At 35.3% G+C, this 20,074-nt stretch carries 22 protein-coding genes; 13 read left to right on the top strand and 9 right to left on the bottom strand.

Annotated elements, in window-relative coordinates:
- Nucleotides 1-60 precede the first annotated feature (60 nt).
- Together LU301_RS06520 and LU301_RS06525 are read right to left on the bottom strand one after the other, a co-directional pair.
- Nucleotides 61-1,866 carry a DUF294 nucleotidyltransferase-like domain-containing protein gene (locus tag LU301_RS06520; RefSeq protein WP_305268827.1) on the bottom strand — a complete coding sequence of 602 codons (1,806 nt, stop codon included), beginning with the start codon at nt 1,864-1,866 and terminating at the stop codon, nt 61-63.
- Between the two features lie 212 nt (nt 1,867-2,078).
- Complete coding sequence (locus LU301_RS06525; RefSeq protein ID WP_305268829.1) at nt 2,079-2,390, bottom strand: HU family DNA-binding protein; 312 nt, start codon at nt 2,388-2,390, stop codon at nt 2,079-2,081.
- A 419-nt stretch (nt 2,391-2,809) separates the two neighbouring features.
- Between LU301_RS06525 and LU301_RS06530 the strand changes: the two genes are divergently transcribed.
- The 10 genes from LU301_RS06530 (at nt 2,810) to LU301_RS06575 (ending at nt 10,906) form a co-directional block, all read left to right on the top strand.
- Entirely contained in the window at nt 2,810-3,454 is a 645-nt protein-coding gene (locus tag LU301_RS06530; RefSeq protein WP_305268831.1) for a hypothetical protein, read from the top strand.
- Between the two features lie 158 nt (nt 3,455-3,612).
- Nucleotides 3,613-4,077 (top strand): Rrf2 family transcriptional regulator, encoded by a 465-nt coding sequence (locus LU301_RS06535; RefSeq protein WP_305268834.1) that lies wholly within the window; start codon nt 3,613-3,615, stop codon nt 4,075-4,077.
- Nucleotides 4,078-4,112: 35 nt separating this feature from the next.
- Nucleotides 4,113-5,330: an IscS subfamily cysteine desulfurase gene (locus LU301_RS06540; RefSeq protein WP_305268837.1), complete on the top strand. Its 1,218-nt coding sequence runs from the start codon at nt 4,113-4,115 to the stop codon at nt 5,328-5,330.
- Between the two features lie 74 nt (nt 5,331-5,404).
- The gene (gene iscU, locus LU301_RS06545) at nt 5,405-5,785 is read left to right on the top strand and encodes a Fe-S cluster assembly scaffold IscU (RefSeq protein ID WP_305268840.1); all 381 of its coding nucleotides are present in this window, start codon (nt 5,405-5,407) and stop codon (nt 5,783-5,785) included.
- A 229-nt stretch (nt 5,786-6,014) separates the two neighbouring features.
- Complete coding sequence (gene iscA, locus LU301_RS06550; RefSeq protein WP_305268842.1) at nt 6,015-6,335, top strand: iron-sulfur cluster assembly protein IscA; 321 nt, start codon at nt 6,015-6,017, stop codon at nt 6,333-6,335.
- 77 nt (nt 6,336-6,412) lie between these two features.
- Nucleotides 6,413-6,937: a Fe-S protein assembly co-chaperone HscB gene (hscB, locus tag LU301_RS06555; RefSeq protein WP_305268845.1), complete on the top strand. Its 525-nt coding sequence runs from the start codon at nt 6,413-6,415 to the stop codon at nt 6,935-6,937.
- Between the two features lie 65 nt (nt 6,938-7,002).
- Nucleotides 7,003-8,847: a Fe-S protein assembly chaperone HscA gene (gene hscA, locus LU301_RS06560; protein ID WP_305268847.1), complete on the top strand. Its 1,845-nt coding sequence runs from the start codon at nt 7,003-7,005 to the stop codon at nt 8,845-8,847.
- Between the two features lie 27 nt (nt 8,848-8,874).
- Nucleotides 8,875-9,216: an ISC system 2Fe-2S type ferredoxin gene (gene fdx, locus LU301_RS06565; RefSeq protein WP_305268849.1), complete on the top strand. Its 342-nt coding sequence runs from the start codon at nt 8,875-8,877 to the stop codon at nt 9,214-9,216.
- 146 nt (nt 9,217-9,362) lie between these two features.
- A complete protein-coding gene (locus LU301_RS06570; RefSeq protein WP_305268852.1) occupies nt 9,363-9,986 on the top strand; it encodes a GDSL-type esterase/lipase family protein in 624 nt (207 codons plus the stop codon).
- Nucleotides 9,987-9,997: 11 nt separating this feature from the next.
- Nucleotides 9,998-10,906, top strand: coding sequence for a pseudouridine synthase (locus LU301_RS06575; RefSeq protein ID WP_305268855.1), 909 nt, complete (start codon nt 9,998-10,000; stop codon nt 10,904-10,906).
- Nucleotides 10,907-10,973: 67 nt separating this feature from the next.
- Here LU301_RS06575 and rpmE read toward each other — a convergent pair whose 3' ends face one another.
- From rpmE to serC, 6 genes are all read right to left on the bottom strand, one after another.
- The gene (gene rpmE / locus LU301_RS06580; RefSeq protein WP_305268858.1) at nt 10,974-11,198 is read right to left on the bottom strand and encodes a 50S ribosomal protein L31; all 225 of its coding nucleotides are present in this window, start codon (nt 11,196-11,198) and stop codon (nt 10,974-10,976) included.
- Nucleotides 11,199-11,408: 210 nt separating this feature from the next.
- On the bottom strand, nt 11,409-12,710 hold the full coding sequence (hemL, locus tag LU301_RS06585) for a glutamate-1-semialdehyde 2,1-aminomutase (protein WP_305268860.1): 1,302 nt from the start codon (nt 12,708-12,710) through the stop codon (nt 11,409-11,411).
- Nucleotides 12,711-12,807: 97 nt separating this feature from the next.
- Nucleotides 12,808-13,206, bottom strand: a complete 399-nt coding sequence (locus tag LU301_RS06590; RefSeq protein WP_305268862.1) for a hypothetical protein — start codon at nt 13,204-13,206, stop codon at nt 12,808-12,810.
- A gap of 229 nt (nt 13,207-13,435) precedes the next feature.
- A complete protein-coding gene (locus tag LU301_RS06595) occupies nt 13,436-14,116 on the bottom strand; it encodes an SMI1/KNR4 family protein (RefSeq protein WP_305268865.1) in 681 nt (226 codons plus the stop codon).
- Between the two features lie 45 nt (nt 14,117-14,161).
- Nucleotides 14,162-14,776, bottom strand: a complete 615-nt coding sequence (thiE, locus tag LU301_RS06600) for a thiamine phosphate synthase (RefSeq protein ID WP_305268869.1) — start codon at nt 14,774-14,776, stop codon at nt 14,162-14,164.
- Nucleotides 14,777-14,845: 69 nt separating this feature from the next.
- Entirely contained in the window at nt 14,846-15,925 is a 1,080-nt protein-coding gene (gene serC / locus LU301_RS06605; protein WP_305268871.1) for a 3-phosphoserine/phosphohydroxythreonine transaminase, read from the bottom strand.
- Nucleotides 15,926-16,139: 214 nt separating this feature from the next.
- Between serC and LU301_RS06610 the strand changes: the two genes are divergently transcribed.
- Together LU301_RS06610 and LU301_RS06615 are read left to right on the top strand one after the other, a co-directional pair.
- Nucleotides 16,140-16,712, top strand: a complete 573-nt coding sequence (locus tag LU301_RS06610) for a manganese efflux pump MntP (protein ID WP_305268873.1) — start codon at nt 16,140-16,142, stop codon at nt 16,710-16,712.
- 83 nt (nt 16,713-16,795) lie between these two features.
- Complete coding sequence (locus LU301_RS06615; protein ID WP_305268877.1) at nt 16,796-17,761, top strand: Tim44 domain-containing protein; 966 nt, start codon at nt 16,796-16,798, stop codon at nt 17,759-17,761.
- A 67-nt stretch (nt 17,762-17,828) separates the two neighbouring features.
- Here LU301_RS06615 and LU301_RS06620 read toward each other — a convergent pair whose 3' ends face one another.
- A complete protein-coding gene (locus LU301_RS06620; protein ID WP_305268880.1) occupies nt 17,829-18,509 on the bottom strand; it encodes a 4'-phosphopantetheinyl transferase family protein in 681 nt (226 codons plus the stop codon).
- Nucleotides 18,510-18,734: 225 nt separating this feature from the next.
- Between LU301_RS06620 and LU301_RS06625 the strand changes: the two genes are divergently transcribed.
- Entirely contained in the window at nt 18,735-20,069 is a 1,335-nt protein-coding gene (locus tag LU301_RS06625) for an efflux RND transporter periplasmic adaptor subunit (RefSeq protein ID WP_305268882.1), read from the top strand.
- The last annotated feature ends 5 nt before the right edge of the window (nt 20,070-20,074 follow it).

The raw sequence follows: 20,074 nt of genomic DNA on the forward strand, positions 1-20,074 counted from the left end.
TTTCATAAAGGGCAAAAATATTTTGCCCCTACAGCCTTTTCAATGTTTATCATCAAACGATTACATGGTATTTAAATGAAAATGCACACGAATAATTTGTTTAAAATCTTTCACCACTCGCAAGGCATCTTTTAATAAATCCCGTTCCAATGTTGATAAACTATGGACTTCGACTTGGTTTGGTACGATTTGCTGATTATTTTTCACATAGCGAATATTAAATTTTAAACGTAAATCCATAAAATACGCCAACGCCTCTGATAAATCCTGCCCAAATTGTTTATCTAAGGCATTAACAACAACTAATTTTTGAATACGTTCAAAGGTATTTGTTTCACTAATTTTATGTTCAACACATAATGCTCGTACACCGTGTACAATCGGGAATAATCCCATTTTTTTAATATCCATCGTTTTACGTTCATTGCCCAATAATTTAGCAAAAAAGCCTTGTGAATGGTCTTGGAATTGATCCACCGCTCGAGCAAACATCATCAACATACCTGCATCATTACTCAAATAAGTCGCAAGATGTTGTTTAACATCATCAAGCAATTCAATATTCCCTGCAATCGCTTGTGCATCATAAAAAATTGCTAAATTCATCATACTATTTGGGTCAGGACGAATACACCACGATACCACCATCTTTTTAAAGTCAGCAATTGGTTTCCGCCAATCAGGATTATTTGCCATAATTTTACCCTTACATGGTGGATAGCCTAGTTTTTCTAGTACGATGGCAAGTTGCTCAGTCGCTTGTTCTGCCATAGTAAGGTCAGCATCTGGTTGTAAAATCAAAGCATTATCTTGGTCGGTTTTTAGCACCTGCTCGCCACGTCCCTCCGAACCCATGACAAATAAGCACGATTTTTCAATCAATTCTGGTGGAGCCACAAAATGCCATGCTTTTTCAATCAAGCTCTTATTTAATACTCGCATCAGTTGAGCCAGTTGCATTGCACGCATACCATTACCATGTAGGGATTGAATCATAATGTTCATTTGTTGAGCAATATTTTCTAATTGTTCAATATTTTCTACATTTTCCAAACGTTCAGCAATCAGTTGGCTATGATTTGACACATAAGCTAAAATATCCATTTGTTCCAGTGTACCTATTGGCTCACCTTCTTCTTCCACCACCAAACGTTGGATTTTATATTGCATCATTTTTAATAAAGCATTAAAAATATAATCATGTTGGTCAATACTAATTAGATTAAAATTCGCCCATATATGTGTTATGTCCTGTGCTGATGCCCCTTGTATTATGATATCTCTAAACACCGCCTCAGTAAATATACCCACTTTATTTTGATGACGAACTAGAGCTGATTTGACACGATTTTTCTTCATCATTTGAGCAGTTTCAGTGAGCGTTTGTTGCCCATCAATCCACAAAGTATTGCCACGAAATGCATCTTGAACCTTAGAAATAAATAACCCTGCCCATTCTCGCTCTGTTTTTTGTCCTAAAATACTGGAAAATTTATCGGTAATATTAGCATAAAAATAGGTCGCAAACTGTACATTACTTTCAATTAACTGTAATACTATCGCTTTAGGTAAGGTATATAATAATGCCTCTTCTGCTACAATAAATTGATGATGACTTAATCCTTCCAATAATCCTCGTGTATCAAAAGTATCTTTAGGGTGATATAAATTCACAACTTCGCCATCTGCTCCAATTTCTTTAATCAATCCTTTGAGTACAATATATAAGCTATCAATATTGCTTTCTGGCTGAATCACCACCTGTTCATCATGAAAAAAAGCAATATTCACTGCATTTTGTAAGATATTTCGCTCAATGGGATTTAAAACATCATAAGGGGCATAGTTAAAGTCAAAACGTTCCATAACAGACTACTCTTAGCGACTATTTACCTTAATCATACACTTTTTTAAAGGGTTTGACTAGTCTAAATATAAAAAGTTTATTCTGATTATAAAATGTTATTTTTCAAATAGTTGTAATAATTTATCCAACCTGACTATCAATAAATATTCCAAATAAAAAAGCACAATAAATGATTATTGTGCTTCATTTTTTAAATTTGACCGTCAAGATATTATTTTTTCTTTTTAGTCGCTTTTTTTGGTGCTTCTTTCACATCAACTGCATCTTTAAATGCTTTACCTGGTTTAAAACTTGGTAATTTTGCTGCTGCAATTGTTAAAGGCTCTTTGGTTTTTGGGTTAAAACCTTGACGCTCTGCACGCTCTTTGATTGCAAATGTACCAAAGCCAATTAAAGTTACGCTATCGCCTTTTACCAATGCTTCAGTAATACTACTAGTTACTGCATCTAATGCTTTAGCTGCATCTACTTTTGTCAGACCTGATTTTTCTGCAATTGCATCAATTAATTCTGATTTATTCATCTGTTTAATCCTCAAATTTAGGGGTATATTGATTTGATTTTTAGTCATAATTTAACTTATGTCTATAAAACCAAATTCATTATGTGCTTTTATATCAATGCTAGAAAAATATTGCAAGTCATTCATCTATTTTTTAATAAAAAAACAACTTATATGCTTAAATTTTCCCTATTTAGATGGTCTAACCTAAATTTTTGCCTTAAATCAGTATTTCTTTTATAGAAATATCACTCTGTAACAATACTGCTAAAATACAGAATTCCATTTCATTTAATATACCAATATATAACAATACGTCTTATCTCATATTGATTTTAGTGAACATTTTTTGTACATCAATTCCTATTCAGGACTAGCCATTTTATACTATTTGTTTTAATCTAGGCAAATTACAGCAAGTTATTTTTTAAATCAGTATTATGACACAATCTTCACAGCAACAAGCATTAGTACAAAACGTGATTTTAATGGGCTTAGAAACAGGTTTTTCTTGGCTAATTTATCATGACCCATTATTACAAAACCAAGTACAGAAATTTGTTGAACGCAAAGCGATTATTAAAATTAATAATTATCTTCCCTTGTTTGATATATATTTACAATTTACACCTCAAGGCGTACTATTTGAATCAACGATACCAGTTGAACAAAAAGTTGATTTAGAAGTTCGTGTAACGCCTATTTTATTGTTTAAAATTTTAATTTTAGGCGAGGCTCGAGCATTGCGTCAATTGCGTATCAAAGGTGATGTTGAGTTAAAAGACCAATTTCATGATTTATTATTACTGTGTGCCCTACCAAAAATGATTGCTGATATTCCACGTTGGTTATTTAGTAATAATTCCCAGCAAAGTGAAAAACAAAATTTTTCACAATCACGCATTACACCAATGTTAGAAACATTGGCAAAACAACGTGATGAAATTCGTAAGCTCAAAGCAACCATTAAAAGTAATGAATATCGCCAGCAAAAAACAGCTAAACAAAATCGTAATTTAAAGTTTTTGTCTATATTTTTAATCTTTGCTTTGCTAATTTGTATTATCATTATGAATGTTAATTGATATTACTCATCCTATCATGTGAGCTATCGTTTATTTTTATGGACATTATTTCCAATCAATATTATAGATTTTTCCATCATAAATATAGAAAACAAAACTTGACTAATTTAGTCAGAATTATTAAAATAAATCATCTTATTTAATTTGTGTATCGAATCATGCGTCTTACTACTCGTGGTCGTTATGCAGTAACTGCTATGCTAGACCTAGCTCTGCAACCGCCAACTCAAACGATTACGCTCGCCGAAATTGCCTCACGCCAATCGATTTCTGTGGCTTATTTAGAGCAGTTATTTGCAAAATTAAAACGACAAGGACTGGTTGCCAGTGTACGTGGTGCAAATGGTGGTTATTATTTAGCACGCAAAGCTCAGACTATTACTGTATTAGAAGTGATCGAGGCAGTCAATGAAAGTGTTGATGCAACACGTTGCGATCATCAAGGTAATTGTCAAAACGGCTCTATGTGTTTGACACACGATCTTTGGCATAACCTATCATTGCATATCGCAGACTATTTGGCAAATATTACCCTTGATGATTTGCTTAATCGTGAAAATGTGCAAACAGTAGCGTTACGTCAAAATTCATCTACTCATCAAGTTGATGAACATACTCACTAATATTTATACTCATTTATTTCTAGGTACTATATACAATGACTCGTCCAATTTATCTTGATTATGCAGCAACTACACCTGTTGATGAACAAGTTGCACAAAAAATGATGCAATGCTTAACATTTGATGGTAACTTTGGTAATCCTGCATCTCGTTCACACGCTTACGGTTGGCAAGCAGAAGAACAAGTAGAATACGCTCGTGAACAAGTGGCTAATTTGGTTAAAGCTGATCCACGTGAAATTGTGTGGACATCTGGTGCGACTGAATCAAATAACTTAGCCATTAAAGGTATTGCTCAATTCTATGGCTCTCGTGGTAAGCACATCATTACCAGTAAGATTGAACATAAATCAGTACTTGATGTAATGCGTGAACTTGAAGAAGACGGCTTTGAAATTAGCTATGTTGAACCTGAAGAACGTACTGGTTTAATCACAGCAGAAAAAGTAAAAGAATTATTACGTCCTGATACCATTTTAGTCTCTTTGATGATGGTTAATAATGAAATTGGTACTGTAACAGATGTTGCTGCCATTGGTGAACTTACTCGTGCCAATAAAACATTCTTGCACGTTGATGCTGCTCAAGCAGTGGGTAAAGTTGAAATCGACTTATCAAAAATCAAAGTAGATTTAATGAGTTTCTCTGGACACAAAGCCTATGGTCCTAAAGGGATTGGTGCATTATTTGTTCGCCGTAATCCACGTGTTCGCATTAAAGCACAAATGCACGGCGGTGGTCATGAGCGTGGTATGCGTTCTGGTACATTGGCAACCCATCAAATCGTAGGCATGGGCGAAGCTTTTGAATTGGCAGGACAACGTTTAGAAAGCGAACAAGCTCGTTTACGTGTATTGCGTGATAAGTTATGGAATGGTTTGTCTGGTATGGAAGAAGTTTATCTGAACGGACACCCAGAGCATAATGTTGCCAACTATTTAAATGTCAGCTTTAACTATGTTGAAGGTGAATCATTGATGATGTCATTAAAAGACATCGCTGTATCGAGTGGTTCAGCATGTACATCAGCAACTTTAGAGCCATCTTATGTATTGCGTGCTTTAGGCTTATCTGATGAATTGGCACACAGCTCAATCCGTTTTAGCTTTGGTAAATATACCACTGAAGCCGACATCGACCATGTTTTAAGCGTTACTCAAACTGCAGTTGAAAAATTGCGTGAATTATCACCACTTTGGGATATGTTCAAAGACGGTATCGACTTAAATAGCGTTGAATGGCAAGAACACTAATTTTTAACATATTAAATTAAATATGATGTTGATATAGGCTAATCTCAATATCAACATCAATCTGGAGTAATATTATGGCATATTCAGACAAGGTCATTGACCATTATGAAAACCCACGCAATGTTGGTGCATTAGACAAAAATGCTGACAATGTTGGTACTGGTATGGTGGGTGCACCTGCTTGTGGTGATGTAATGCGTTTACAAATCCAAGTCAATGACAACGGTATCATTGAAGAAGCTCGTTTTAAAACTTATGGTTGCGGTTCTGCAATTGCATCAAGTTCATTGGTAACAGAATGGTTAAAAGGCAAAACTTTAGACGAAGCTCAAGCGATTAAAAATATCGACATTGCCAATGAACTTGAATTACCGCCAGTAAAAGTTCACTGCTCTGTTTTAGCTGAAGATGCAATTAAAGCAGCGATTGAAGATTATCGTAGCAAACAGAAATAATTGCTATTGAAATACATTTGATAAGTTGATTGTGGGGGGCGAAAAATCTTCCACCTAGAGTGAAAAATAATCTGTGGGCGAATTTTAGCTCGCTCTACAATCAGACTTATTGATATATTTTCGTTTTATCATAGCAAATCATCGTCATTATACTTTATGGTGATGTCATTTAAAGGTATAATAAACAGTATTTAAAATATAGCTTATTATCTACTCAACGAGGTGTTTTATGATTTACTTAACACAAAATGCAGCTGACCACGTACGTAATTTTTTAGCCAATCGTGGTAAAGGAGAAGGTATTCGTGTTGGTGTTAAAACATCTGGTTGCTCTGGCTTAGCCTATGTACTTGAATTTGTTGATGACATCGACCCACATGATGAAGTATTTAATCATTTTGGAGTGAGTGTTTTTGTTGATCCAAAAAGTTTGGTTTATCTCAATGGTTTAGAAATGGACTATGTTAAAAATGGTCTCAATGAAGGTTTTGAGTTTAACAATCCAAACAAAAAAGGTGAATGTGGTTGCGGTGAATCATTTACAGTGTAATGATATGATTTTATTGTATCAGTAAACGTTTTCACACAAAGCATCAAACTATTAAACATCAATGAGATATAAATAGCATGAATCACTTTGAATTATTTGCCTTACCTGTACAGTTTGATATTGATACTGCACAATTAAAGCAAACTTTTTTACAATTACAACAACAATATCACCCAGACAAAGCTGAAGATAAAGACGAAGCCTTAATCAAATCCAGTGAAATCAATCAAGCCTATCAGACTTTACATCATGTTGATAGTCGTGCTGGGTATTTATTACACTTAAAACAACAAGACCAACAACTCGAGCAATCGATTCATGATTTTGAATTTTTAGATTCTGCTTTAGAAATTCGTGAACAGCTCGATGAAGCAAAAAACAGTGAACAATTACAATCCTTACGCACTGAAGTATTACAGTGGTTACATGGTTTAAGTAATGAGTTTAAAATCGACTATGCAGAACAAGCATGGGACGAAGCACGAGATACCGTACGTAAATTACGTTTCTTCCAAAAAGTATTGGCGGATATTGATGTTGCAGAAGACCGCTTACTTGATGATGATTTAGACAGTTCATTTGATGATGACTTTGATGACTAAATAATTTTTCTATTTTCATTTTCATAGAACTATCGTTTTATTTTTCCCTTTTATTTGAGTAAATTATGGCACTTTTACAAATCGCAGAACCTAATCAATCGACCGCTCCCCATCAACATCGTATCGCAATTGGGATTGATTTAGGCACGACACACTCTCTTGTGGCAAGTGTGTTATCGGGTAAAGTCAAAGTGCTACCAGATGAGCAAGGACGAATTTTATTACCATCAATTGTACATTATCAAGCTGAACAAACATTGGTCGGTGATGATGCCAAAGCATTAATGATTCAAGACCCGCAAAATACCATCGTATCTGTAAAACGCTTTATGGGACGTTCACAAGCAGATATCAAATTTCAACACCCTTATGTGCTAACAGGTGAAGCCAATGAAATGCCAGCTTTTAGCACAGCACAAGGTCGCAAAACGCCTGTTGAGATTTCTGCTGACATTTTAAAACAGCTTAAACAACGTGCCGAAGAGAGTTTAAAACAACCCATCAATGGTGCAGTCGTTACTGTACCTGCCTATTTTGATGAAGCACAACGCCAAGCAACTCGAGATGCTTGCCAACTCGCAGGTCTTCATGTGTTACGTTTGCTCAATGAACCAACTGCTGCTGCCGTTGCCTATGGCTTAGATAAAAATATTGATGAAAATCAACATTATGTCATTTATGATTTAGGTGGTGGTACTTTTGATGTGTCGATTTTACGCTTTAGTCAAGGTGTATTTGAAGTCTTAGCCACAGGCGGACATACCGCTTTGGGTGGTGATGATATTGACCGTTCAATTGTAAAATGGGCAAAAAAACAACTAAACCTTGATGAACTTGATGATGAGTTATATGCTCAATTTATCATCAAAGCTAAACAGGTAAAAGAACAATTATCTGACCGTGAACAGGTTGAATTTAATATTGGTAAATATCATCTGACTTTAGACCGTACAACATTTGAACAAATTATCCATAGTCTTGTGGATAAAACTATGCAAGTCTGTAAGCGTGTCATGCGTGATGCTAAATTAAATATTGATGATATTCAACAGGTCGTTTTGGTTGGTGGTTCTACCCGTTCGTATGCTATTCGCCAAGCCGTTGAAAATTATTTCCAAAAGACTGCATTATGTAGTATCAACCCTGATGAAGTGGTGGCGATTGGTGCATCAATCACGGCTGACCAATTGATTGGTAATCGTCCTGATGGTTCATTATTGCTAGATGTTACGCCACTCTCACTGGGTTTGGAAACCATGGGTGGATTAGTTGAACGTCTTATTTCTCGTAATACGGCGATTCCTGTGGCTCGCCGTCAAGAGTTCACTACGTATAAAGATGGACAAACTGCCATGCTGATTCATGTCCTGCAAGGTGAACGAGATTTAGTCGAACATTGTCGTTCATTAGGTCGTTTTGTGTTGCGTGGTATTCCGCCAATGACTGCAGGACAAGCCCGTATTGAAGTTACATTCCAAGTTGATGCTGATGGTTTATTAACCGTTTCCGCCAAAGAAACAACATCAGGCGTAAATGCTCAAATTGATATTAAGCCATCGTATGGTTTATCGGCTGAAGATACTGAACGTTTATTGATTGATGGTTTCCAAAATGCTGAACAAGATAAACATTTGCGTGCCTTACACGAAACCAAAATCGAAGCTCAACGTGAGCTTGAAGCCTTAACGCAAGCCCTAAAAGTTGATGAGCATTTATTAAGCACAGAACAACTGCAACAATTAAAAACTGCTCAACAACAACTTGAACAGCAATTACAAAGTAACGATTTGCCTGCAATTGAACAAGCGATTGAACAACTAAAAGCGATTAGCGATGTATTTGCAGGTTTACGTATGAATCAACATATTAACAACGCCTTAAAAGGTACAAAATTAAATGATTGGTCATAAACCAATCCATAGCAATAGGTAGCGATTATGCCAAAAATTACTGTACGCCCACACGCTGAAATTTGCCCAAATGGTGCAGAATTTGAAGTGGAACATAATGCCAATTTGTGTGAAAGTTTACTTGAACACGGTATTCATATTGACCATGCTTGCGATGGTTCATGTGCTTGCACAACATGTCATGTCGTGGTACGCAAGGGCTTTGATTCTCTTGAAGAAATGACCGATGTCGAAGCTGATTTACTTGACCGTGCTTGGGGCTTAGAGATGGAATCTCGTTTATCTTGTCAAGTGATTGTTGTTGATGAGGATTTAGAGATTGAAATTCCTAAATATACGCTCAATCATGCGTCTGAAGGGCATCATTAAAAATTACTAAATCAAAAAATGTGTTTATTTGGTGTATTGAACATTAGTTATATATTTCAATAATATGATTTAATTTTTTATTATTAAATGTATTTTAATATTCAATACGCCCTATACATTTTTTGTTTATTTGGAATTGATGTGATATGAAATCTACAGTATTACAAATTCTCATTCTAACAAGTTCACTCCTATTATCCGCTTGTTCATCTGAACCTAAAGTTAATTTAATTAGTCCAAATAGTACTGTGGTTGCACTGGGAGATTCCCTAACCAATGGTTATGGAGCAACACCACAAACCGCTTATCCAACAATTTTAGCTCAAAAAACTGGCTGGCAAGTGATTAATGCAGGTGTAAATGGCGATACTTCACAGCAAGTACTCGAACGCTTAGATAGTGTTATTCAACAAAAGCCTAAATTGGTTTTACTCGGTATTGGCGGTAATGATGTATTAAGACGTGTTGATAGCCAAACGACTAAACAAAATATTATTCAAATTATTCAAAAACTTAAACAGAATAATATTGCTGTGGTATTAATTGCAGAACCACATTTTAGTGCAAGTGCCTTATTTGGGAAAGCAAGCGATAATCCAATTTATGCTGAAATTGCTAAGCAAGAAAATATTCCCTTATTCGACAATGAATGGTCAAGAATTTTGTCTGATAGTAATCTAAAATCTGACCAAATTCATGCCAATCAACAAGGCTATGCACAATTTGCTGAAAACTTACAAAAGTTTTTAGATGATTTAGGTTATCTCTAATCATTCAATATATGACAAATCATTTTAAGCCCCCCATGCGAAATGGTGTATCAGCAAGTCAAGTTTTTATTCAAAAGAATTATCCTGTTGATACGCTTTTTGCTTATTTATGCTTAAAATTCCCTCATATTCCAGCTGAACAATGGCAACAACGTTTTGATGATGGTTTAATTTATCATCAAAATGGACAAGTCTTAACCATTGATAGTTTATATCAACCATTCATCCATCAAAAAATTTATTATTATCGAGCTTTAGCACAAGAAACTATTGTACCTTTTGAACATCAAATTATCTATGAAAATGAACATATTGTGGTAGTAGATAAGCCACATTTTTTAACCGTTTCACCAACGGGACGCTATGTGCAACAAACTTTATTGGTACGTTTAAAACAACAGCTCAACATCGAACAGCTTACGCCCATTCATCGTTTAGATAGAGAAACAGCAGGGTTAATTTTATTTTGCAAACAAGAACAATACCGAGCAGATTATCAACAACTTTTTGCTCAACGTCAAGTTTATAAACACTACCATGCGATTGCACCATATCGTGCTGATTTAGATTTTCCACGAACATTAAAATTAAACTTACAAAAAGGAAATCCATTTTATACCATGCAAGTCCAACACGGTGAAGCCAATAGCGAAACAGAAATTAAATTAATCGAACATCATCAACATTGGGCAAAATATCATCTTATACCCCAAACAGGTAAACAACATCAATTACGGGTACATTTAAATTATTTAGGTATTCCTATTTTAAATGACCCATTCTACCCTACTGTTCAGCATAAAGCAGATGATGATTTTAGCCAACCTCTGCAATTATTAGCCAAACATTTAAAATTTACTGACCCTATTTCAAGGGAATCATATGAATTTACATCACCACGTGATTTGATATTACCCTAAAATAGAAGACCATAAAAAATCCCTAAAACATTATATATTTTAGGGATTTATCATTTAAAACAATAAATTAACGTTTAACTGAACGAGCCATTGTTTTAAAGCGTTGATTAAATTTATCAACACGACCGCCAGTATTAACTTCTTTTTGACGACCTGTATAGAATGGATGGCAAGCTGAGCATACGTCTAAATAGATAGACTCTTTGTTTAATGCTGAACGAGTTTCAAAAGAATTACCACATGAACAAGTCGCAGTAATTGTAGTATAAGTTGGGTGAATATCGGCACGCATGGTCGATTAACTCCTGAATAAATAGAAAGGTTTTGCTATTATCGCCATTAATCACTCTTAAATATCAAACTTAAGGAAAAAGGTAAGTAAACTTACAGATTAACACGATAATAGACCATTTCTTTTGGCTCACCGAAATTCTAAGATTAGGGCCAAGCACAACAAGCGGTCATCATTATACTCAAAAATCGTATTTTATTCAAATAAAATTTACTGATTTTGAACCATTTCTGCAAAAGTTTCATCTGCCATTGCAATGGTATAAGCAATATCTTCATCAGAATGCACCGATGAAATAAAGCCCGCTTCAAATGCCGATGGTGCAAGGTACACGCCACGCTCTAACATACCATGAAAGAAGTGTTTAAAGGCTTCTACATCACACTTTAACATATTTTCAAAGCTCGATAATTCATCTTGCTCGGTAAAATATAAACCAAACATTGCCCCTTGCTGTTGCGTTTTAAACGCAATACTATGTTTTTGTGCAACTTGCTCTAAACCGTGCAATAATTTGGCTAATTGTTGCTCTAATTTTGCATAAAAATCAGGCTGACGTAAATGTTTAAACATCGCTAAACCTGCACGCATCGCCAATGGATTGCCTGACAATGTCCCTGCTTGATACACACCACCCAAAGGAGCAATACATGACATAATTTCTTTTTTACCGCCAAATGCACCGACTGGCAAACCTGCACCAATAATTTTGCCCAATGTGGTCAAATCAGGTTTAACATCGTACACGCTTTGAGCTCCACCCAATGCTACACGGAAGCCTGTCATCACTTCATCAATGATAAAAACTGCACCATATTCATCGCACAATTCACGAATGGTGGTTAAAAATCCATCTTTTGGTTTAACCAAATTCATATTGCCTGCGACTGGCTCAATAATCACCCCTGCAATATCTGACCCATATTGTTGAAAAGATTCACGAATGGCGTTTTTATCATTGTACGGTAAGACAAGCGTATGTTTCGCAAAATCTTCTGGCACACCTTTTGATGTTGGCTCGCCCAAGGTCAATAAACCCGAACCAGCTTTTACCAACAAACTGTCTGAATGTCCATGATAACAACCTTCAAACTTGATGATTTTATTGCGTCCTGTATAACCACGAGCCAAACGAATTGCCGTCATGGTGGCTTCTGTACCTGAATTAGTCATACGCACCAATTCAATTGATGGCATAATTTCGCAAATTACATCTGCCAATGCTGTTTCGTGTACCGTTGGAGCACCATAGCTTAAACCATCAACGGCAGCATCTTGCACAGCTTTGACGATGTCTGGGTGAGAATGTCCCAAAATCATTGGTCCCCATGAACCGACATAATCGATATAACGCTTATCGTCTTCATCCCACAAATACGCCCCTTCAGCACGTTTGATAAAAATAGGGGTACCGCCTACACTTTTAAATGCACGCACAGGCGAATTTACCCCTCCCGGAATGTGTCGGCTGGCTTCGGCAAAAAGTTGGGCTTGTTTCGCTGAAATTGTCATAAAAATTATCCTAATTTAAACCATAAAGAATAAGTCATTTTAGCATTAAATAAGATAAAAATCACTTTTTCACTGCAAAACAATGTTCCGATAATCTTTAAATATCAATAAACCAGTCTTCAGGAAAATCAGGCATTTGCCATTCGCTATCCCAATGATAATTTTCTCCAATCGTATAAATCACGTCATTGGTTTGATATTCAAAGCGAATACTATAAATAGCCAATATTCGATTTGGACAATCGCTATCATATTCTCTAAATAAATCAGGATATTGATGTTTTAATATCTGTTCTGCAAATAAAATAGCATTTTCTCTATCTTGCCAAACAGCTAAAATTTGCTCTTGTGCTTTTTCAATACAATATTGGATAGATTGACCAGCTGGATATTCAACAAATATCAAAATATCAGCGATTTGAAATTCATCTGTCCAAATATGACCATCAGTATCACGATTTAATGGCTTTTCATTAAATAGGTTAATTTCATACATTTTTAATTTATCTCATAATAATCTCACGCTAATATAGTCAAATAACTTAAAAACTGGTACAAAATTAACCATTATGCTGTAGGGGCGAATCATATTCGCCCAATAAACACAAGGTTTTCACAGGGCAAATGTGATTTGCCTCTACAAATCTGTACCAATTTTTAAGTTGAATTAGTATATCTACAATTTATTTAGGTAAATTTAATATCGGTTTATTTTAAATAAAACACTAAAATGCGATATATTGATTTACCCAACGACAAAATTCATCATCCGAATTTTCATCACCATATTGAGCAGGGATTTTTATAATTTCCAAAGCAGTTTTTGGAATACTAACATTAAAAGTATCTGTTACCCATTGTTGAAATTCAAGATTGGGATTAACTTTAAATTCCCTATATTCATTGGGCGAAAGATGAAAATAATCGTCCCAACAAATTTCATCATAACCAATGGCGAGCAGTCTTAAAAAATCCACCACATTATCAGCCAATACACAACAAAGAGCTGAACCAGACCCCGAACCAATATGGACGATTTTTAATTGATTGTCATCATTTAACCAAAAGGCACATTGTGAACCGTCCGCCCCACTTTGAGCAAAAACACACAATCTGTCGTCAATATTATCATCTAAATCGTTTTGAAAAATCCACCAATCAGACACAGGGCAATCAGGTGCAGAAAAATCTATATTTGTTCCACCATTTCGCTCATTATCCGTCCAGCTTTCTCTTACTTTTTGCCTATCATTTAGACAACCAAAACGAATATTCTCATCATTGTGTACAACATCTGAATAATAGCCATTTTGCTCAATCCATTCATAAAGCTGTTTTATTTCTTTTGGAATAGTCATTGTTTTTGGCAATTTGGCTTGCAATTGGGTAATTAAAAGATTACTCATAATTCTACCTATTTCTCTATTTATAGTTATAGCTTAATGATATACTCAAAACAATTCCGCCCACGCTTCCACACGTTTCGCCACATCATCGACATCTAAAGCTAAAACATCGCTAATGACCGCACACATATCCGCCCCTGCGTTAATGACGACTGATGAATTTTCAACCGTTAATCCACCAATCGCACAAATGGAAATATTGGGAAATTGCTGTTTACATCGTTGAATAATGTTTACACCGATATTTTTGGCTTGCGTTTGTTTTGATGTTGATGAATAAATTGCCCCAAATGCCACATAATCCGCACCATCAGCAACCGCTTGTTTAGCCAAATCTAAATCACTCATGCAGGTTCGCCCAATAATTGCACTATCGCCTAATAATTGCCGTGCTTGTTGAATAGAACCATCATCTTGTCCTAAATGAACGCCTACATTAAATTGCTGTGCCAGTTGCATATTATCATTGATAATTAACGGAACTTTATAATTTGCACATAATTCCGCAATGCGTGGAATTTCTTCTAGTTGTTGCGATAATTGAATCTGTTTCCGCCGATATTGTAATAAGGCGATTTTCCCTGTAGATAATGCTTGTTCTAATTTATTATATAATATTGAAAACTCATCATCATTGGTAATTAAATATAAACCTTTCACGATACATTCTCCTATGTTCCGTTAAAAATAGGCTGAGTATTGCACCCAACCTATTTGATGTTGATTTTATTATCCGTGACGTTTTACAAAATCGTCCATAAATGCGGTTAAAGCTTGTACACCTTCCAAAGGCACAGCATTATAAATACTTGCACGCATACCACCGACTGAACGATGTCCTGCAAGATTGAGTAAATGATTTTGCTCTGCTTCTTGTAAAAAGGCTTTTTCTAAAGCAGTATCGGCTAATGTAAATGGAACATTCATAATTGAACGATATTGTTTAGCAATTGGATTATGATAAAAATCACTACCATCAATATAATCATATAAATGTTTGGCTTTAGCAAGATTTTGTTGATGAATAGCATCAACACCGCCTTGTTTCAATAACCATTCAAACACTAAACCTGATAAATACCATGAATAAGTCGCTGGCGTATTGACCATTGAGCCATTTTTCGCTTGTTCATCATAACGTAATAAACTTGGAATATTAGCTTGATATTGGTCTAATAAATCATCACGCACAATCACAATAGTTAAACCAGCAGGACCGATATTTTTTTGAGCACCTGCATAAATTAAACCAAAACGGCTGACATCAAGCGGTGCAGATAAAATACTTGATGAAAAATCACACACCAGCGGTGCTGAACTATCTGGAATACCATCAAACTGTACACCGCCAATGGTTTCATTATCGGCATAATGCACATAAGCAACATCAGCATCGATATTCCATTCACTTTGCGGTCGAATAGTAAATAAACCATCTTGTTGTGTTAAAGCATCAATAATTTGAATATCGCCATAACGTTTCGCTTCTTTTGATGCTTTTTCTGACCAAATTCCTGTATTGATATAGGTTGCTTTTGAGTTTTTACCCAATAAATTCAACGGAATGGCTGAAAATTGTAATGATGCTCCACCTTGTAAAAATAACACTTTATAATTACTTGGAATATTCATTAACGTGCGTAAATCAGCTTCTGCTTTTTCTGCAATCGCTACATAATCGGCACTACGATGGCTCATTTCCATCACAGAGACACCCTTGCCCTGCCAATCTAATAACTCACGTTGAGCTTGTTCTAACACTTCAGTTGGTAAACTTGCAGGACCTGCACAAAAATTATATGCTCGCATAAATCAATACTCTCTGATGATATTCATCATAAATTGCCAATCTATTTAGAATAGAGGATATATTCATAAAATAATGCAATATTTAACCACAAATTTAGTTTTTTTTCGATATTTTTCACAATTTTTTTAAAAGGTTTTATCAATCATCGTCCACATGGGAAATTTAATATTGCTATGTTATAATAAACATAAAGTCATTCCATAGATGAATAACATGAATTTTTTTAGCCTAATTGCTCTTTCCTTTGCAATGTCAATGGATGCTTTTGCCGTTGCGATTGCTAAAGGAGCTTTATTAGAACACAAACCGAGTTTTATTAAAGCACTCAAAATAGGCTTATTATTTGGATTAATTGAGGGTATAACCCCGTTCATTGGTTGGACATTAGGACATATAGCCCATCAATGGATTGAACAATGGGATCATTGGATTGCATTTTCTTTATTGACCGCATTAGGTTTAAAAGTGATTTACGAATATTTCACCCATTCTCCTACAGAAATCAGCATACAGACCGAAGAAAATAAATCATGGTGGCTTTTAATCTTAACTGCAATCGGCACTAGCCTTGATGCAATGACTGTAGGTGTTAGCCTTGCTTTTTTAGATGTAAATATCTTTATTGCTACACTGATGATTGGGCTAACAACAACTTTAATGGTTACTTTAGGTATTTTAATTGGACAAAAAGCTGGAAAAAGATGCGGTGATTATGCTGAATTATTAGGCGGAATTACATTAATTATCATTGGTAGTTTTATTCTATATCGCCATATATGTTCGTAATTTAATCAATATTACAAAAAACAGCTTGATTTTTCCTGAATAATAGTGATTAATAGACATTCTGAAATGTGAAAGGAACTTAAATGAAACAGCATAATCGTTGGTTAGCCATTTTATTGGCTAGCACTATCGTATTTGCACCAATTGCTGAAGCAAAACGTGCAGGTGGCGGTAAAAGTCATGGTATGTCTCGTCAAAGCAGTTCACAACCTGCTTCGCCTACCCCTATTCAACCCAATAAAAGTGCTACTCCTACACCACAAGCTCCACAAAAAAGTGGCTCTAATGTCGGTGGTATGGTAGCAGCTGGTGTAGCTGGTGCTGCTGTTGGTGCTTTAGCTGCTAATGCAATGGCAGATGATGGTGATAAAGATAAAGAGGAAGAATCAAGTAGCTTTGGTTGGTTATTTTGGTTAGTTCTAGCAGGTTTAGCATTTGCTGCATTCCGCTTTTTTAGCAGTAAAAAAAAACTAGCAACCGCTAACCCTAACCCTTATGCACCTAACTCAGGTCATACGAGCAATAATGCACAATTTGGTACGCCAATTAACGCACAAACTCGCCAAAATGTAAGTAGTCATAGTGGCGATAATACTAATATTTTTGGTCAGCCTGTAGGTGGTTCAAATCCATCTGCTCCACAACAAAATTTTGGTATTTATACTAACAATGGCAATAACTTACCTGATGGTAGTGAGCCTGCGGCATTCTTGCGTATTGCACGTCAGCGTTTTAACCATATTCAAGCCATGAATAGTGCAAGCAATATTGATGAAATCCGCCGTTACTTAACGCCTGATTTATATCAATCAATGTATGCAGATATTATGGCAAATAGTGATGAAAATGTTGCTGAATTTAGTAATTTAAATGCAATGGTTGCTGATACAAGTACTGAAAATGGTCAATATATTGTAAGTGTTCGCTTTACAGGTACTGTAAGTGAAGATTTAAATAGCTTGCCGCAACCATTTACTGAAATTTGGCATTTTGTTAAACCAGTTGGTTCTACCGATGATTGGTTAGTTGCTGGTATTCAACAAGCTTAATGCTCGTCTGTAATGTAAAATGGCATTTCTAAATTGGAAATGCCATTTTTAATTTAAACTGTTCATATTAAACATGACGAGCGTAAACCATCGTCCATTTTAGTTGATTATTCTGTACATCATCTATATCATGATTAATAACTCGCCATGCTATCGCCAACATAAAATCAATTTTGCCATGTGCCGATAAAAGACTACAAGGTGTACAATAAAATCTAAAATAGCCAATTTTTTCATGGTATACCATACCCCATTGTGTATCCCTTTGAATTTGTGTATTTAATTGATTTAAATTAATACGAATCCCCAAACCACTCGCTTTTAAAACTGCTTCTTTAACTGTCCAAATTTTAAACCAATGAGCAGAGATTTTTCCCTGTGTCTGCCATGCTTGATATTCATCATCATGAAAACAATGTTGTGCCATTGCTTCAAAACGCACTTTACGCTGTAATTGTTCGATATCAATACCTATATCTTGTAATTCATCACTAATCAACAAAGCAGATAAATCTGAACTATGACTATGATTAAAAGCAATTCTTTGCCCAACAATATAAGGTTTACCATAATCATCGGTCATAAATTGAACATCATCTTGCTGTAAGTAATGTAAAATTTGTTGCTCACGATATTGACGTATAGCTTGTTTACGTTGTTGTTGATATTCACGGCGTGATATTGGATTTTTTAGCTCCGATGATGGATAAATTTCATCAAGTTGTTTTAAAATAATCTGTGTAGTCATTTCTAATAAACTAAATATTATGAATTATGCTGATATTATGAAGTTAATGTACAAAAATATGCAATTCTATTATACAAAATTTACACAATAAATCTTTAGTAATTTACTTATATTTGCTTGCATATTTTAATACCAAAAAGTACAATAACACCAACTAGTACTAGACATACAGTTTATTATTATAAATGTATATTTAGATAAAAATGATATATCCATGAGGTTTTTATGATAAAACGTCCATCTCCTATACTCACTGCCTGTGCATTAGCCGTGAGTTTAGCCTTAGTTGGCTGCGGCGATAAAGAAAGTAAAACAGATGCTCAAACTGCAACAACTGCTGAGAAGCCAGCACCTGAAGTTGGAGTTATTGTTGCCCAAGCACAAACGATTGAAAATTTTACCGAATTAAAAGGTCGTGCCAGTGCTTATGAAGTCGCACAAATTCGTCCACAAGCTACAGGTGTTATTTTAAAACGTCTTTTTGCTGAAGGTAGTTTTGTTAAAGCAGGACAAGCTTTATATGAGTTAGACTCTCGTACCAACCGTGCAAGTGCTGAAAATGCACACGCTGCTGTACTACGTAGTCAAGCCAATTTGAATGCTTTACGCACCAAAGAAAATCGTTATCGTCAATTGGTTGGAACTAATGCAATTTCTAAACAAGAATATGATGATATTGTGGCTCAAGTGCGTTTAGCTGAAGCAGACTTAGCTGCAAGCAAAGCAAGTTTAAAAAGTGCTGAAGTGAATTTAGGTTACTCAACCATTCGTTCACCTATTTCTGGACGTGTTGGTGAGTCTAACGTTACAGTTGGTGCATTAGTTACAAACGGTCAAGGTGATGCCTTAGTTACTGTACAACGTTTAGACCCAATTTATATTGATATTACCCAATCAAGTGCTGATTTATTGCGTTTACGCCGTGAAATTGCTCAAGGTAATGTTAATTATAATGGTAATGCAAACGTTAAATTAACTTTAGAAGATGGTAGTACTTATCCACTAGAAGGTAAACTGGCATTTGCAGGAGCAACTGTTAATGAAGCGACAGGTGCAGTAACATTGCGTGCGATTTTCCCAAATCCACAGCATATCTTATTACCGGGTATGTATGCCACAGCCAAAATTTCGCAAGGCGTACTCAATCATGCCTATCTAGTTCCACAAACCGCATTAACACGTAATCCTTTAGGGAAAGCCGTGATTATGGTTGTCAATAATGAGTCTAAAGTTGTAGCTCGTGAAGTGGAAACTTCAGGAACACAGGGTACAAATTGGATTGTTACTCAAGGTTTAGCAGATGGCGATAAGGTAATTGTTACTGGTATTGCCAAAATTAAAGCTGGTGATACTGTAAAAGCAAATTTGACATCTTTAGCTGAATTAGCACCAGCAACAACTACTCCAACACCTATTGAAAATAAAGATACATCTGCAACAACAACAGAATCATCAAATGAATCAGTGAACAAAACTGGCGAACAAACCACAGCAACCACTACACCATCAAACAATAAATCGACAGATAATACATCTAACGATGAAAAATCTACACAATAGGTGAT

The sequence above is a fragment of the Moraxella sp. ZY210820 genome, assembly GCF_030674635.1.
Lineage (GTDB): Bacteria > Pseudomonadota > Gammaproteobacteria > Pseudomonadales > Moraxellaceae > Acinetobacter.